Origin of the sequence: Paenibacillus anaericanus, from assembly GCF_003994475.1 — a bacterium.
Lineage (GTDB): Bacteria > Bacillota > Bacilli > Paenibacillales > Paenibacillaceae > Fontibacillus > Fontibacillus anaericanus.
In genome coordinates, this window is record NZ_RZNY01000038.1 from 1 (window position 1) to 14,923 (window position 14,923).

The following is a 14,923-nucleotide window of genomic DNA, read 5'->3' on the forward strand; positions in this document are numbered from 1 at the left end:
CCCTTTACTTTTTGTGTTTTTCTCCTGTTGTAATATAACTTCCCTATAGACCTCTGACTTCAAAATATTCTCATTCCATTCCACACTAAAGTCTGAAACGTTCTATCCGAAAGTTAATGAGTGATAGTAGTGTATGGGGTTGTATGGGGTTGGGGAAATAACGGCCAATGGCCAGCTAGGGAACAATACGCTAACGAGTAGCTTCATCCCAGTACAGATGACCGGAAAGGACTCGATGCGATGAATAGATCATTCTTATTCCAATTTAACGGAGCAACATAAAATACCGTTGCAGAATTAAAAGAATTTATTAATCTTCAAAAAAGAAAGTTATCGAATAAACAAAAATCACACTAGATAAAATAACTCATAATAAGTGAGTTATTTTATCTAGCGCTTTTATTATTCTTTAAACATTAACTTATATGAGAGCCCAAACGCTGCATTTAGTCTCTATCTCACCGCTTCGCCTTATAAAACTCATGATACAGCTTCATTAGCGCACGCTTCTCAATCCGAGACACATACGAGCGGGAAATGCCGAGCTCTTTGGCGATTTCGCGNCCGAATCTTCCTTTAATCACTTCCTGCTCCCGTGCGTCCAAGATATCAAGATTTTGGTAGATTTTACTCTTCTCCATCTTGAGCTGCACCCGGTCAAGAACTTCATCCGCCTCCGTACCCAGAATATCTATAAGGGTAATCTCATTCCCTTCTTTGTCCGTTCCGATTGGGTCGTGCAGCGAAACATCCTTACGTGTTTTTTTGAGTGAACGAAGNAATGGCCTTGATCAGTCCGATCGTCCCAATCGAGATTAAGTCCTCCATATCTTCGCCTGTGTTATCGAATTTCTTGAGGTTATGGACACGAAGTGATGTCACCTAAGGGATAATAGCCGAACAGAGCGCTATTTCAGTCACTTAATTACGAATGCATGGAATGGACTCGTAGGTACTCGCACTTTGCACAAAGGGGTAGCTCGGAATATCTAATTTTACAATCAGGAACGTCCTTTTCAATCCCTAGCTGGAGCAAACCAGACCAATTCTACACTCACACTGTTGATAAACTCGCATCCTTAATTACTACTTTACATGAGTAGGAAAAATTAGTTCGTTCCATTTTTTCAGTATGTAATTGAAATTATATTCACACCATTGTAGCGTTATATTTAAGGTACATCTCCCAAACAATTTTTAATTGATACAAACAACTCATTAATTTACAATATATTCAAATGGATACTGGAGGTTCAATCGATGAATAAGTGTATTTTTCATAAAGCTATTACTTTGAATATAACAACATACAAAGAATTAAACACTAAAGGGAAGGAGCTTGTTTCCTTACTAGAAGACTTCTTTAATTATTTTCATGAATACATAAATACTGAGTTAGAAATAGATTTTGAATTGATGAACGGTAGAGAGAGAACTATGAAATTAAATAATAAAAACCTAAGTAAAATTTATGAATTATTTATACAGGGAAATGTACAATGCTTGGAAATAAGTAGTCCTGGTGACTTTGAATATCCTGAAAAACCTTCCTATTCTGAAGATGAAATTTTACTACACCTTCCTCATAGGTGTAAGATTGCTATTGAATGTAATCTCGCAGCGACTTATCCTCCGAATTTCTCAAACAAATCTATCTTTCCAAATGATTTTAGTATTTCTTTAAGTGATCAATTATTTGATGGCTATATACCTGCGAATATTCAAACTAAATTTAGATTATTATTTCAAAAAGCAGTACGCTTGCTTGAGGCAGACACTGGATATATTACTTATGAATCTAAGCTAGTAAGGCTTACAATGCAATCCTCTTTCGAAGATTACTGGGGAATTAATATTTATCGACATCCTGGATTTTCAACAAGACTACGTGGTTATTTCTGGGATAATTACCTTAGTGAACAACATATTGCCACACTTGGCGGTATAAAGTTAATTAAAGATTCTGCTCCTTGCGATATTATAGAGCCAGTTATTCATTCTGATAAACTTGGTGTTTTCCTCCAATTAACCGATGATATTAACAACTACTCAGATGATCAGTTAGTAAGACTTAGAAAATATCTCTGGCCTTTATTAGATGTGGAATCTATTAAGTTTGAAATATATAACGGGGAACCACGTTTTTTAGAAATTCCACCCGGTTATATTACTAGATTAGTGGAATCTTAATACTAGCTAACCTAGAGACTTTCATGCTTCAACACAATGTTTATGAATTTCGTTTTCATTGATTAATCTACAAGTAATATATTTTCGGCTAAATCGCTCAAGTCAATGTAATCTTCTGACAGCCATTCATAGTAAGTTAATCCAAGTTTCTGTGCTATTAAAAATGCAGGCGGCTCATCTAAATCAAATATGTCTTCATCTATATCAAACAGCGATTCAATTCCATCTGTTGAATTTCCTTGTGAAATTATTAGTTCATTAAGAAAATAGAGATCGAAATGGCTCTTTTCTATTTGTATTTCCTCCGTCCAATTACATCCATACTCAAATGCAATTTCAGACTTATTAAATATTCTCAAATCCCATCCATGATCCTCAGCATAAATATAATGAATCAGCACACTTGGATTAAGTGAAATAATTGATTCATCTATATTAAAAGCCTGTCCTTTCAATATAAAAGTAACCCATCCATTCTTCTCTGGAAACACATAGCCCTGCTTATTTGATCCCTTGATAAGTTCAACTACGATTTGTTGCTTGTCAGTTTTCAAATGATAACTTTCGCTAAATTCACTCATAATATAAGCTCCTTTTTTTATTAAATCTTTAATGGAATTCACATAACATTTGGGTATTCCCTAACCTTCCCTACTTTAAGGCTCGATGAGCCGACCGCGACTGTTTATAATTTCTCCATTAGAAAAAAAGACATTGCTGGCCACTTTAATGCTTCTTCTTCAGTCATAGTATCTACAGTAGTCAAAATTAACATATATCCTATTGCATCCAACGAAAGGTGAGGATATTTAGTGATCAGTTCTTCATAGTAATCTATAATCCATCGAGGATAGCTATTATTTTTACTCCATTTTTCATATTGATTATTTCGTTCAAGATATGACATACTCAGGAATTTTTGTTTGTCCATGTAATTTAGCTCCTCTCAAATAATGGGCTAATACGTTACTCTATTAGATTATTACTAACTATTATTTTTATAATTATTCTCCTAAAACCATAAAATCCCTTTTTTATTCAACTGACACAATGACTAAAGCAACAATCGTTCAAACTCGAAACTTAAACCTAATTCACTTTTATCATCCTTAAGAAAATTGCCGGTTAACTCTGTGGCAATACATAATATGTTCGTGTGTTCTCCTTTGTACGGTATGGATCGTCGTCCTGATATTCTTCTGCTCGATGATTGGATCATGCTTAATCCAATTTAACGGAGTAGCAAAAATACCGATGCGAAATGAAAGATATTATTCAACTTCATAAGAAAAAGGAAGTTATCGAAGAATTAAAAATACACTAGATAGAATAGCTCATATTAAGTGAGTGCTGCATTGGCACCCGAGTATTCGGAGACTTCATATATTGCGAGATTTCTTGAATAGGTTGCGAACATGGGAGCCGATTCCTGAAGACACTACCGGATCAAGAAGCAAATTCATTTATGGGTGGGGCACGAACTGGTTATTAACTGTATCTTTCCTATATCCCAAATAGGGCTGCATGTGTTAATCTTCAGCATCATGTGTACCCGGCAAAAAACCTGCCAATACAAAGTAAGACGTTTGCCGCAAATGTGCAGCAACCGCAAAAATTTGTAGCATTTTAAAGTCGAGTCGAACACTCGTCCGCACCAATTCGGAGCTATTGCGGCCTTGCCGTCGCTACAGGAAGTTAGCCATTTCACTGTTCCTTCCCCATCCAGGAGACAGGCTTAGAAACAACACAAGGGCCAGGCGTACTACTAACCGCCTGACCCATATTTTGGGTAGATTCAGCCTACTTCTAAAAATCCAAATTGGATGAACCTAATTGTGATATTTCCGTGAATAGAATAGAGATATTTTTTGAGGAAATATTCATTCCCTGCGATATCCAAAATTCTAGTGTGCCTACGTAGGCAGAAGATATGTAGGAGAATACATATTGTTGTTTTACTGAAACCTCAATCATCTGACCGCGTCTTGATTGGAAAGAATGGTGTAACTGCTCTCTGATTAATTCTCGCAGCTTAACCGAAAAGCTTGGGTCGCCGTTTGGGCCCATAAAACACTTGAAGAATTCTCCATGCTCAATAACGTACTCAAAAGGCTTAATATAACCATATGGTGGCTCAATAAAGGGACCTTGAGTATTACGAGAAAGACCTAATTTTTTGATTACTTTCCTATATCCTTCTAATATATCGACAGAATATTGTTCATAAAAATCATCAATATCCTTGTAATGCAGATAAAACGTCCCCCTGTTTAACCCTGCTCGTTCGGTTAATTCTTTTACAGTTACATAATCCAAACCTTTTTCCATAATTAATTCCAAAAACACACCTCTAAGAATTTTCCTGGTTCGAACTATACGCTTATCTTCGTTTAAATCCATAAATAATCATATCCCTTTCATCTTTCCTGGTTACTTAATGAGCATTCCCATACGTTATGTTGATTAATAAACACAACATGAATAGATGATCATTGAGTTGGTCCATTCCTTTATTATAATGATCAACGTGATCGTTAATCAACGTGAAGATCAACAACAATTAAGAGAGGACAATAAAGATGATTAAGGATACTTTCACTGGATCTGAATCTACCGGTTCTGAAATAAGATTAAGAGCATTAGTTCGGCCCTTGGCAGCCATTGTCTTGGGAATGATGATGGTTATGCTGGATAGCACAGCGATCAATGTAGCTATTCCAAAATTGATTCATGATTTAGGCGCACCTTTTACAACATTACAATGGACGATCACTGGGTATACCCTGGCGATGTCGGCAACCATTCCATTGGCAGGTTGGATCTCAGATCGACTCGGTGCTCGAAAAGCTTTTTTGATTACAATTGTTCTGTTTACTCTTGGATCATTACTCTGCTCTTTCGCTCAAACCGCTGAGCAACTGATTGTATTTAGAGTCATTCAAGGGTTAGCAGGAGGAATGATAAACCCCATAGGTATGGCAATGGTATTTCGGCTTGCTCCTGAAGGAAAAAGAGGCCAAATCATGGGTCTTCTCGGAATCCCTATGCTATTGGCACCTGCCTCTGGACCAATATTATCAGGCTGGATGGTTGAATTTGCAACTTGGGAATGGATTTTCCTTATTAATCTTCCCATAGGAACACTTGCACTCGTTTTTGGAATAAAGTTTCTACCGGTAACTAAGAGAAAAGAAACTCTGACTCTTGATGTCATAGGCATGATTGTAGGACCTCTGTCTTTTGTGCTTATTACTTTAGGGGTCACCCGCTTGGGTGATGGTCTAGAGAGTGGTGGGGGAGTCACTATAATCGCTGGAGTGATATTACTAATTTGCTTCGTTATTAATGAGCTCCGACATAACCATCCCCTCCTGGAATTACGAGCGTTTTCTTCTCCTAATTTTACAAAAGGAATAGTTGTGAGTTGGATTCAATATATTGCCCTCAATGGTTCGCTAGTATTAATCCCGCAATATCTACAATTGTTCAAAGGATTTAGTCCATTCACAACCGGTCTAGTTATGAGTGTTCTCGCAATTACCTCCGGTTTATTGATGCCAATAGGTGGAAGGATTTATGATTTTATTGGAATTCGTCCATTAGCCTTCTCGGGATTGTCAATTATAGCCGGTGCTTTGATAACATTATCCAATCTCAGCATTGAGACTTCATTAACAATCGTCGTATGTGCGATTGCAGGACTTGGCATTGGAATGGGATTATGTATGATGTCTTTAAACACCTTTATTCTACAATCTGCACCACCGTTGCTCATTAGCAGAGTCACACCGCTAACGTCTGCTGCATCCCAAATTATTATTTCATTTGCAATTACAGGATTAACTGGATTTTTAAACTACCGATCCAATGTGCATTCGCCTAATATAAACCGTGAGAATCTATTTGATGCTTTAGCTTATGGAGATACTTTTGTATTAGCAGCTTGTATTGCTGCCGCAGGGGCAATGCTGAGTCTGTTTATAAAAAGGAAGAAGGAGCGAACTGTGGTTATTAGTAATTCTGATTAATCAGGTAGTGGACATAAGGGCGCCTAATCGAATCTCCTATATTATCAAATTGAACCTGCTCTTATTAGCAGGTTTTTCATGTCACACTCTCAGAAGGCTGACCCAAATCATCATCTCTGAAACGGTGAAGAAAACAAAAACACCGTTCATTAAAGCACTACGGTCAACTGTATTTATTAAACTAAGAGGAACTTATGCTCAAGCATAAAGCAAAAAAGGCAACCGTGGCAGACTTTTTGTATTCAACTAACGTTACTGAACGATATTTAGTATTAACTATTGCGGATGTAAAAACACCTGTATTTCATTCGATTGATTTCTAAAATCATCATATAACTCGGAAACGATTATAAATTCAATTTTTTCAATATTATTTTCTTTAAGATAGCCCTGAATTTGTTTGATTCTCTCATCCTTATTATGTTCATTATAAGTAATACATACATAATCACCTTTTGGGATGAAACTTTTAATATATTCAGAACTTGAAAGTGGCTGTTTAGGTAACTCACCGTCCATAAAGACTAAATATGCCGATGTGAAAAATTCTTCTCCGCTATTTATGAAAGTTGGTACATCGATGAAATACCCACTTTCAAACCCAAACTCCAATCCAGATTTTTTAGTATCTGCTTCAACTAATCTGCTATTTATTTCAAAGTTTCCCACCTCTCGGTAATCGCTAAGTTTTATAATATTTCTTTCTTCAATTATTCTTCGATAAGGTCCAAGGTTCTCTACTGCCATTAAACTGTACTCAATCATTTCAGCAACCTTCTCAAATCTTTCTTTAGCATTATGTAATGATTGGATTTGTTCGTCTAAATAAACATGGTATGACCTGACATTTTCAGCCAGTTCATGCATATTCCCTAGAGTCAATGTGTTTTTCAATTCTTTAAGGGGTATTCCGAAATTTTTAGCATGTTTAATAATATCGATATATATGAATTGGTCAATACTGTAATATCGATAACCGCTATCTTTATTTATAAAGGAAGGTTTCAATAGATCGATTTTGTCATAATGGCGTAAGGCTTGAATTGATATATTGTTTATTTTTGCAGTTTCTCCAATTGAAAAAACATTTTTCATAAAATACCTCTTTACTCTATACCAAGTATAGACTTTATATTTCTATTATAACCATGACAAAGGCACAATCAACGCCTTAATTGAAAAGGAGTTAGGTATAATGAAAAAGATTTTAATTTCTTCTTTGGCGGCATCCATATTGCTTTCTGGAACCGGCATTCAAGCACACGCACAAGGTCAAAAAAACTTGGTAGCAAAGGCATCATCCCAGCAGGTTCTCACAAATACAACAAACAAACCTGGCTTGAGTAGCACTGAAAGGGGATCATTGGCTAGCTTTAAGAAAGTAGCAGATTTAACAACAAAACAAATTTTCAAATTGAACCCAGAGAAAAATATAAGTTCACTATTAAGCTATCATGTTTCGCTCTATTCCATTTCATACCTTTCAGTTCAAAAAGGGAAACCTGTTGTGCTATCAGGGCTTGTAACAATCCCTAAGGGTAAGGTAACCCCTTCTTTCTAACAATATCATCACGGAACAATGCTTCCTATTCCTTTACCCGACGGCGAAGGATCTAACGACGTCCCTTCTTTATATCATGGACAAACGGCTCAGCCTACTGCTGATTTTAGCGAAGTAAGAATGATGATTCTCACGTTCGCTTCCAAAGGCTATGTCGTAAGCGCTCCAGATTATGCAGGCTACAACGTATCTAAAAACCTTAATCATCCTTATAATATCGAATCCGAGTTAGCTGACTATTCGATAGACATGCTTAGAGCAACCAAAGAGTTAGTAAAGCAGCTTAAGATTAAAACAGAAAGTAAGGTATTCTTAACCGGATGGTCTGAGGGAGGCGGGGCTGCATTAGCCACTCAAAAATACATCGAACAAAAATATCCTAAGGAGTTTATCTTATTGCTACATCTGCTCTAGCTGGGCCGTATGATACGCCAGCCATGTTCCAAAGTAACTTTGAAGGGGACGGTATGGGAGACGATATGGGGGAAAATGCCGGTATCTATAACTGGACACTCTACAGCTTACTTAAGTTCAGTAACATTAATCGTTCAAATAACGAAGTGTGGAACTATAAAATCGAAAACTCCATGGATGCTATCATACCACCTTCTAATAAAGTAAGTGATATTTTCAAAACGTCCTTTCTTGAAAACTTTATGAGTGGTAATGATAAGGAACTCATGAAAGCTATTGAAGACAATAGTCTTATTACCGGCTGGACTCCAAAAGCAAAAATTATGTTTCACTCAGGTAAAAACGATGATATCGTACCTCACTTCAATACATTGAATGCTTATAATTCTTCTAAGAAGCAAGGGGCGGATGTAACCTTATATGAGTATGAGGGGAATCATTATACTCCAGACCTCGACTATCTGATCACCACGATTAAAGATTTTGGCAAGCTGACAAGAAAACATTAATTACTGTTTTACGGTTTGTTTTTGCACTGATTTGAATATTAATAGACCTAGAACTCCAAGAATTTTGAGAACTAGGTCTATTGAGTTCTCCCCCTCACCAAGAGGTTGGGCTAAGAAAGGAGATTTGTTTTGAATTTGCGGGTGAGAGAAATAAATAAAAATTTTGATGAGTTCTATAAAGTTGAAGATCTATATAAAACAGCTTTTCCGTCGAATGAGCGAATTCCATTATGGTTTCTAATGCGGAAATCAAAAAAGGAGTTTATTGATTATATTGCATTTTATGATAATGACTTATTTGTGGGGTTTGCATATCTAATTACAAATAATAACCTGACATTTGTACTATACTTAGCGATTTCACCCGAAATTAGATCAATAGGATACGGCACCGCCATACTTTCAAAAATCAGTGAGAAGTATGCGGATAATCGAATCATATTGAACATTGAAGCTGATAATGAAGTAGCGAGCAATTATGAAGAGCGACTTAAACGCAAGAAGTTTTATTTGCGAAATGGATACCGAAGTACAGGGCTTAACATATTTGAATATGGACAAATATACGAAGTACTGGTCTACGGGAACGATGTTTCACCCAAAGAATATCAAGACTTATTCAAAAAATTCATTGGGCCATTGCTTATCTTACTTACCAATCCAAAAATTTCGAATGTTCATCATCTTGGTTAACACGAGCCGAAGATCTAGTTTGTAGTTTTCTTTCTAGAATCTACAACTTTACAAAAAGACCGTCTGTACGGTATAGTTAAGACTGTTGGAAAACCCATACTTTCATATCCATCACAAATGTAGGGTCAATGAAACAAAATCAAATTAGGGGAGTTAGTGAATTGAGTGGTTATCTATTTCTTGTGTTCGCTATTATTACAGACGCATTTGGAAGTACTATGATGAAAGCTTCAAATGGTTTCAAAAAATTATATCCAACCATAGCCATGGTTGTAGGTTTGGTATTATCGTTTTTAAGTCTTTCTATGGCTCTTAAAACAATGCCATTAGGAGCAGCTTACGCCATATGGTCTGGAGCTTGTACGGCATTAACAGTACTGGTTGGAGTCATAGTATTCAAAGAAAAGTTGAATTTTTATAAAGGTTTAGGTGTTTTACTCATAATCGCAGGTGTAGCTGTAATGAAACTCGTGACAGATTAATTAGGGAGGTATGATTTATGAAAAAAGGATATATTCTACTGGCTTTGGCCATTATATTTGAGACTTTTGGCGCTACCATGTTGAAACTAAGTGAAGGTTTTACAAATTTATTCCCTACTTTAGGTTTGATTGTGGGAATGGGGGGAGCGTTCTATTTTTTGGCTTTATGTTTACGAATGCTTCCACTAAGTTTTGCATATGCGGTATGGGCTGGAACAGGGACAGCTATTACTGCTTTAATTGGAGTGATATTGTGGGATGAGCCATATAGTTTTCTAACGGGAATAGGTCTCATTCTTATTATTGGTGGAGTTGTACTACTCAACATTTCAAAAGAGCCCGATAATAGTGCTACTCCAGCAGAAATCTAATCTTTATAATTTGTAGGAGGTTGTTTATTTGAGAAGCAATTCAAAGCGAAAAGATTTAATAACAGCAGCAGCTTTTATTGTAGATCAATTTGGAATGCAAAAATTAACTCTTGAAGCAGTGGCTAAACAGGCAGGTGTAAGCAAAGGTGGACTTCTCCACCATTTCCCGAATAAGGATGCCCTTATAAAAGGGATGATTGATAAATACTCTGAAAATTTTATAAATGGTGTTCGGGGTAAAGTAAGCATTGACCAAGAATCTAGAGGGAAGTGGCATCGAGCTTATCTTGAAGCAACAATAAATGATGTAGAGGCTTCAAACGGGTTAGTTACATCATACATCGCGGCTTTATATACAGATCCTAGGTTGATTTCCAAATTAGAAAGTGATTACCGAGAATTACATGAAATAATGAACCAGGATGGTCTAGATCCAATAAAAAGTACAATAATAAAAATAGCAATTGATGGTCTATGGTATTCGGAAATTTTTAATATTGGGAAGTTGGACAACGAGTTAAAAAAAGAAGTCATTACTCGATTAAAAGAAATGATAAACGAAAATTAATTTTATATGGACTAATTTTTTAGTGGTAATTATTGTGAGAATGAGTGTGAATGGATGTTACTTCAGATAAATGGTGTCACTTAGTACTATGCTGGTGATCTTTATCCTTTCCAAATAATTGAAGATTTTGGAGCTGGACAATTCAAAAATCAAAAGAGGGAACTAAATCATCTGGAAAAACTTTTGCCAGAATCAGATAAAATAAAATCGATAAATTAATCGGATAGAGAGGAAACAGAAAATGACAGAATGGGAAAAATCAAAGAGTGGGAAACCACATGTCTATAACGATGAAATGGAAAAAATGCATAAAGAAGCGAAAAAATTATATCAAGAATACAATAAAACCACTGATGAAGATGAAGTTCGTCGGGAAGAAATACTTTCAAAGCTTTTAAAAAAGAAAGGGAAGAATGTTTGGATAGAACCAACACTGCATTGCGAATTTGGCAGTAATATAACAATTGGAAATGATGTGTTTATTAATTGTAATTGTATACTGATGGATAATACAGAAATAGTGATTGGAAACAATGTGCTATTGGGGCCAAATGTGTGTCTTTACACTGCAAATCATGCTTTTGACCCTGTGGAAAGAGCAAATGCAATCTGTATAAATAAACCAATTTATATTGGAAATCGAGTATGGCTGTCAGGAGATATCAAAGTAGTTGGAGGTGTTAAGATAGGCGATGATTCTATTATCGGAGCAGGTAGTGTTGTAATTCATGATATTCCATCTGGTGTTATTGCCGCAGGAAATCCCTGCCGAGTTATCAGAGAAATAACAGAAAACGATAAGCTGATGTGATAAAAAGGGTTTTACTCGTCAAAATCATGAATTCTAAAAGCGAAGGCTATTTCCTATGGAGATAGTCTTTTTCAAGTCCGAATATAAACACCAATAAAACTCTTGAAGAAAGTGATTTTGTTGAAGATCAGAATTTTGTTACCATTATAGGGAGGGTGTATCTTGTTAAGTTAACCCGCCCTTTAATTGAATAGCGGCAGATTTCTAAAAGGGAACTACCGCTATTAGATGCTAAAAAACCGTCGATACATTTCTCTCCTGCGTTCGCCACGAAGTTGTGCGTATATTTGCGTGGTTGAGGCTTTCTCATGACCCAGCATACCTTGGATGAAATCCAAGGGAGCACCGTTATCAAGGAGTTGGCAAGCATAGGTATGTCGAAAGCGATGTGAGTACACATTTGATTCGATCTCTCTACGATCTGCAAGCCGATTTAATGCCCACCTGAGTGTTGGAATGGCTATGACAGGATTTGTTTCACTAGCGTTGCATTAACCCTGACATAAGATTATGGGAATCATATTATTGGTTTAAAAAAATTATTTTAACAACTTGTTTTCGTCTCTAAAGCTAAAAATCGAAGGACATATAAATGCAGGGCATATTTTGTCAATGTAATCCATATTTTATGTGGTTTATTTTTTGCTCAACCGAAGTTCACCCACCGTTGTTTTTAAAGACTCGGGGTTTTGCCCGGCTCCCGGCGGTTTTCCTTTAGAGGCTCTGCGCAGCGTACCTCTTGAACCAAAGCGCCGTGATTACGACCAGGAACAACTGGTACCAGATCGCCTGAGGCTTATAACTATGCACATGTACCGTCGACAAATGCTGCTTGATCCATTTAAAGAATAGCTCCACCAGCCAGCGGCTTTTGTAGATGGTGCGATGTCCTCCTCCGATAAATCCCAGATCGAAGTAACGAGCCGGTAGCGACGTCCCTATTCATCCGTAAATTCAATGAGCCGTAGTGTTTACTTATCGTCACGAAAGGCACTGCTTATCTAACCATTAGTAATGCAGTTCTTAGATCTGTCGTTTTATAATTTGAAATTTGAATTTCCGAAGGTTTGTTCCCAATATGTTTCGTCTTTAATTCCAATCACTCTTAACTCAATTAATGGGGAATTCAAATCATATTTACTGGTAAAAACCTCCGTAGCTATTGCTAATACTTTTGCATATGATTTATAGATGTCAGGAAATATAGTCGGAGCATCATTTACAGAAATACCTTTATCCTGAATGCACAAGTAAGTCCCCTTTGGAAAAAACATGATGTCAACATTGTGTTTATTTGCGTTGATATCAATAAAGGTATAATTTCTAAATTTATTTTCATCAAAAATATTAAAACTACCAGGAACAAAGCCTGTCTCCAAACCTTGAGACTTTGCCTCGTCAATCATTAAACCAATGTTATTGAAGTGATTCTGTTTATTACTTTGTTCCAATCTTAAAAGGACATCCATTCGTTCTAAACTTCTTTGAAAAATCACTCCTCTCGTTTGTTTTTCTGATTCCTGAATTTCTTGTACAGATGTATAAATATAACTAATGATTTTATTAAGTTCATCCACCTTTTTGTCTAGCAGAACTTGTCCATCCTTTAAAAGGTCATCGTAATGTAAGTAGCCACTAACCGTATCGTGGTACTTCTTAAAGTTAATTAGAGGTATTCCTAGCTCTAAACAAAAACGCAGCGCCATAACAGTAGGGATTTGTTGATAGCTGTAATATCTATAATTTGTTTCTGGGTCGACATATTCTGGAATTAAAACGCCTATTTCTTCATAATAACGTAATGATTTTATATGAACACCTGTGAATTTAGACATATATCCAATACTAAAAAGAGATTTTTTCAATGGTGTTGACTCTCCTATCTTGGGATAGTTTATCGCGACATTATAACAAGTTATTTATCGCTTGTAAAAATTGAAAGGTAGTGGAGTTATGGACGAATACATTATAAATAGAAAAATAGCCTAGAACAGCGATAACGGATTAAAGAACATTCGTATACAAAAAAGAAATTAGTTTTCTCGAAAGCACCATATAAAAGCCCAATTAGCAAATGAAGGACATTCAATTATTGGAGATACGTAGTATAGGAAACAGCAACTTTAGAAGAAAAAAGCAGCTACTCCATTTGTACAAATTAATAGTTGACTTTTCCAGAGATGCAAGAACAGAAGTTTCTGGTGATCAGAGTAATAACAAAAGGAGTATTCTACCCTTTAAAAAAAGAAAGCTTTTTGTCTTCTTTTTCAAAACCCACAAATATTTATGTATTTAAATTCACTGTACTTAATCAGCTTGCAAATTTACTAAATATAGGATTACCTAATAAAAATCAGTTGTTATATAAAATCTATAGATGAGATAGTTGATAGACTCTTAAAATTGAAATTACAATCTAATGTAGGAGGTAAATAGATGACAGTTGGTATTGTCAGCTGAAATGGTTAAATAATTAGAAATCATTAAAGTTTAGTGAATATCTAACGGAAAACGATAATTTTATAAACCAAGAAGGCAGCCGATCATCGGCTACTTGCCTTTCTTCAACTACCTCTCCCAGAGAACTTTTCCACTTCGCCTTTTACACAAAATGTGTATTCCTCACTGCTTACAAAAACCAGAACAGTGAGCAACACTAACCACCAATACCGATCTGCTATGCAGGAAAACCTTATCGACACTTTTTATTTAACTTTTATCCAACTAATGGAGGTGAATTTCATAGATCTGCATTTTTATAATTTAAAAAATATTAAAACTATCAGTACAAAGCCTGCCTCTACCCCCTGCAATCTCGCCTTATCAATCAGTAAACCAGTGTTATTGAAGTGATTCCTTTTATTACTGTGTTCCATTCTTAAAGAGACATCCTTTCGTTCTAAACTTCTTCGAAAAAAAACTCCTCTCGTTTGATTTTCTGAATTCTTAATTTCTTGTATAGATGTATAAACTTTCTAATAATTTTGTTAAATTCATCCACTTTTTTGCCTAGCAGAACTTGTCCATCCTTTAAAAGGTCATCGTAAATGTAAGTAGCCACTAACCGTATCGTGGTACTTCTTAAAATTAATTACCTAGCTCTAAACAAAATGCAACGCCATAACAGTAAGGATTTGTTGATGCTGTAATATCTATAATTTGCTTCTGGGCCAACATATTCTGGAATTAAAACGCCTATTTCTTCATAATAACGTAATGTTTTTATGTGAATACCTGTGAATTTAGACATATACCCAATACTGAAAAGAGATTTCTTCACTGATATTGACTCTCCT

At 35.8% G+C, this 14,923-nt stretch carries 18 protein-coding genes and 1 pseudogene; 10 read left to right on the forward strand and 9 right to left on the reverse strand.

The genetic code is table 11. The features are described 5' to 3' along the window. Positions 1-458: 458 nt before the first annotated feature. Positions 459-873 (reverse strand): annotated as a pseudogene (locus tag EJP82_RS28230) (sigma factor-like helix-turn-helix DNA-binding protein); the annotation flags it as partial. A 387-nt stretch (positions 874-1,260) separates the two neighbouring features. Between EJP82_RS28230 and EJP82_RS25100 the strand changes: the two are divergent. Next, positions 1,261-2,190 (forward strand): hypothetical protein, encoded by a 930-nt coding sequence (locus tag EJP82_RS25100; RefSeq protein ID WP_127194811.1) that lies wholly within the window; start codon positions 1,261-1,263, stop codon positions 2,188-2,190. 62 nt (positions 2,191-2,252) lie between these two features. Here EJP82_RS25100 and EJP82_RS25105 read toward each other — a convergent pair whose 3' ends face one another. The 3 genes from EJP82_RS25105 to EJP82_RS25115 all read right to left on the reverse strand — a co-directional run bounded on the left by EJP82_RS25105 (position 2,253) and on the right by EJP82_RS25115 (position 4,590). After that, positions 2,253-2,771 (reverse strand): hypothetical protein, encoded by a 519-nt coding sequence (locus EJP82_RS25105; RefSeq protein WP_127194812.1) that lies wholly within the window; start codon positions 2,769-2,771, stop codon positions 2,253-2,255. Positions 2,772-2,875: 104 nt separating this feature from the next. Next, positions 2,876-3,121 carry a hypothetical protein gene (locus EJP82_RS25110; protein WP_127194813.1) on the reverse strand — a complete coding sequence of 82 codons (246 nt, stop codon included), beginning with the start codon at positions 3,119-3,121 and terminating at the stop codon, positions 2,876-2,878. 875 nt (positions 3,122-3,996) lie between these two features. Then, on the reverse strand, positions 3,997-4,590 hold the full coding sequence (locus EJP82_RS25115; RefSeq protein ID WP_127194814.1) for a TetR/AcrR family transcriptional regulator: 594 nt from the start codon (positions 4,588-4,590) through the stop codon (positions 3,997-3,999). A 179-nt stretch (positions 4,591-4,769) separates the two neighbouring features. Between EJP82_RS25115 and EJP82_RS25120 the strand changes: the two genes are divergently transcribed. Next, entirely contained in the window at positions 4,770-6,218 is a 1,449-nt protein-coding gene (locus EJP82_RS25120) for an MDR family MFS transporter (protein ID WP_127194815.1), read from the forward strand. Positions 6,219-6,494: 276 nt separating this feature from the next. Here the strand turns inward: EJP82_RS25120 and EJP82_RS25125 are convergent, their stop codons facing one another. Continuing rightward, positions 6,495-7,313 carry a MerR family transcriptional regulator gene (locus tag EJP82_RS25125; RefSeq protein WP_127194816.1) on the reverse strand — a complete coding sequence of 273 codons (819 nt, stop codon included), beginning with the start codon at positions 7,311-7,313 and terminating at the stop codon, positions 6,495-6,497. Between the two features lie 100 nt (positions 7,314-7,413). Between EJP82_RS25125 and EJP82_RS25130 the strand changes: the two genes are divergently transcribed. The 8 genes from EJP82_RS25130 to EJP82_RS25165 all read left to right on the forward strand — a co-directional run bounded on the left by EJP82_RS25130 (position 7,414) and on the right by EJP82_RS25165 (position 11,627). Then, on the forward strand, positions 7,414-7,779 hold the full coding sequence (locus EJP82_RS25130) for a hypothetical protein (protein ID WP_127194817.1): 366 nt from the start codon (positions 7,414-7,416) through the stop codon (positions 7,777-7,779). Positions 7,780-7,797: 18 nt separating this feature from the next. Beyond that, entirely contained in the window at positions 7,798-8,193 is a 396-nt protein-coding gene (locus EJP82_RS25135) for an alpha/beta hydrolase family protein (RefSeq protein WP_127194818.1), read from the forward strand. Positions 8,194-8,246: 53 nt separating this feature from the next. Further along, positions 8,247-8,702: an alpha/beta hydrolase gene (locus EJP82_RS25140; protein ID WP_127194819.1), complete on the forward strand. Its 456-nt coding sequence runs from the start codon at positions 8,247-8,249 to the stop codon at positions 8,700-8,702. A 129-nt stretch (positions 8,703-8,831) separates the two neighbouring features. Next, positions 8,832-9,395 (forward strand): GNAT family N-acetyltransferase, encoded by a 564-nt coding sequence (locus EJP82_RS25145; protein WP_127194820.1) that lies wholly within the window; start codon positions 8,832-8,834, stop codon positions 9,393-9,395. A gap of 161 nt (positions 9,396-9,556) precedes the next feature. After that, a complete protein-coding gene (locus EJP82_RS25150) occupies positions 9,557-9,877 on the forward strand; it encodes a DMT family transporter (RefSeq protein WP_127194821.1) in 321 nt (106 codons plus the stop codon). A gap of 17 nt (positions 9,878-9,894) precedes the next feature. Continuing rightward, entirely contained in the window at positions 9,895-10,248 is a 354-nt protein-coding gene (locus EJP82_RS25155) for a DMT family transporter (protein WP_127194822.1), read from the forward strand. A 28-nt stretch (positions 10,249-10,276) separates the two neighbouring features. Further along, entirely contained in the window at positions 10,277-10,816 is a 540-nt protein-coding gene (locus EJP82_RS25160; RefSeq protein ID WP_127194823.1) for a TetR/AcrR family transcriptional regulator, read from the forward strand. 241 nt (positions 10,817-11,057) lie between these two features. Continuing rightward, positions 11,058-11,627, forward strand: coding sequence for a sugar O-acetyltransferase (locus EJP82_RS25165; protein ID WP_127194824.1), 570 nt, complete (start codon positions 11,058-11,060; stop codon positions 11,625-11,627). Between the two features lie 224 nt (positions 11,628-11,851). Here EJP82_RS25165 and EJP82_RS25170 read toward each other — a convergent pair whose 3' ends face one another. The 4 genes from EJP82_RS25170 to EJP82_RS25185 form a co-directional block, all read right to left on the reverse strand. Then, positions 11,852-12,091 carry a tyrosine-type recombinase/integrase gene (locus tag EJP82_RS25170; RefSeq protein WP_127194844.1) on the reverse strand — a complete coding sequence of 80 codons (240 nt, stop codon included), beginning with the start codon at positions 12,089-12,091 and terminating at the stop codon, positions 11,852-11,854. A 250-nt stretch (positions 12,092-12,341) separates the two neighbouring features. Continuing rightward, positions 12,342-12,569: a transposase gene (locus tag EJP82_RS28060; protein ID WP_127194845.1), complete on the reverse strand. Its 228-nt coding sequence runs from the start codon at positions 12,567-12,569 to the stop codon at positions 12,342-12,344. A gap of 95 nt (positions 12,570-12,664) precedes the next feature. Continuing rightward, entirely contained in the window at positions 12,665-13,492 is an 828-nt protein-coding gene (locus EJP82_RS25180; protein ID WP_127194825.1) for a MerR family DNA-binding transcriptional regulator, read from the reverse strand. A 1,226-nt stretch (positions 13,493-14,718) separates the two neighbouring features. Further along, a complete protein-coding gene (locus EJP82_RS25185; RefSeq protein WP_281278228.1) occupies positions 14,719-14,907 on the reverse strand; it encodes a MerR family DNA-binding transcriptional regulator in 189 nt (62 codons plus the stop codon). Positions 14,908-14,923: the final 16 nt, after the last annotated feature.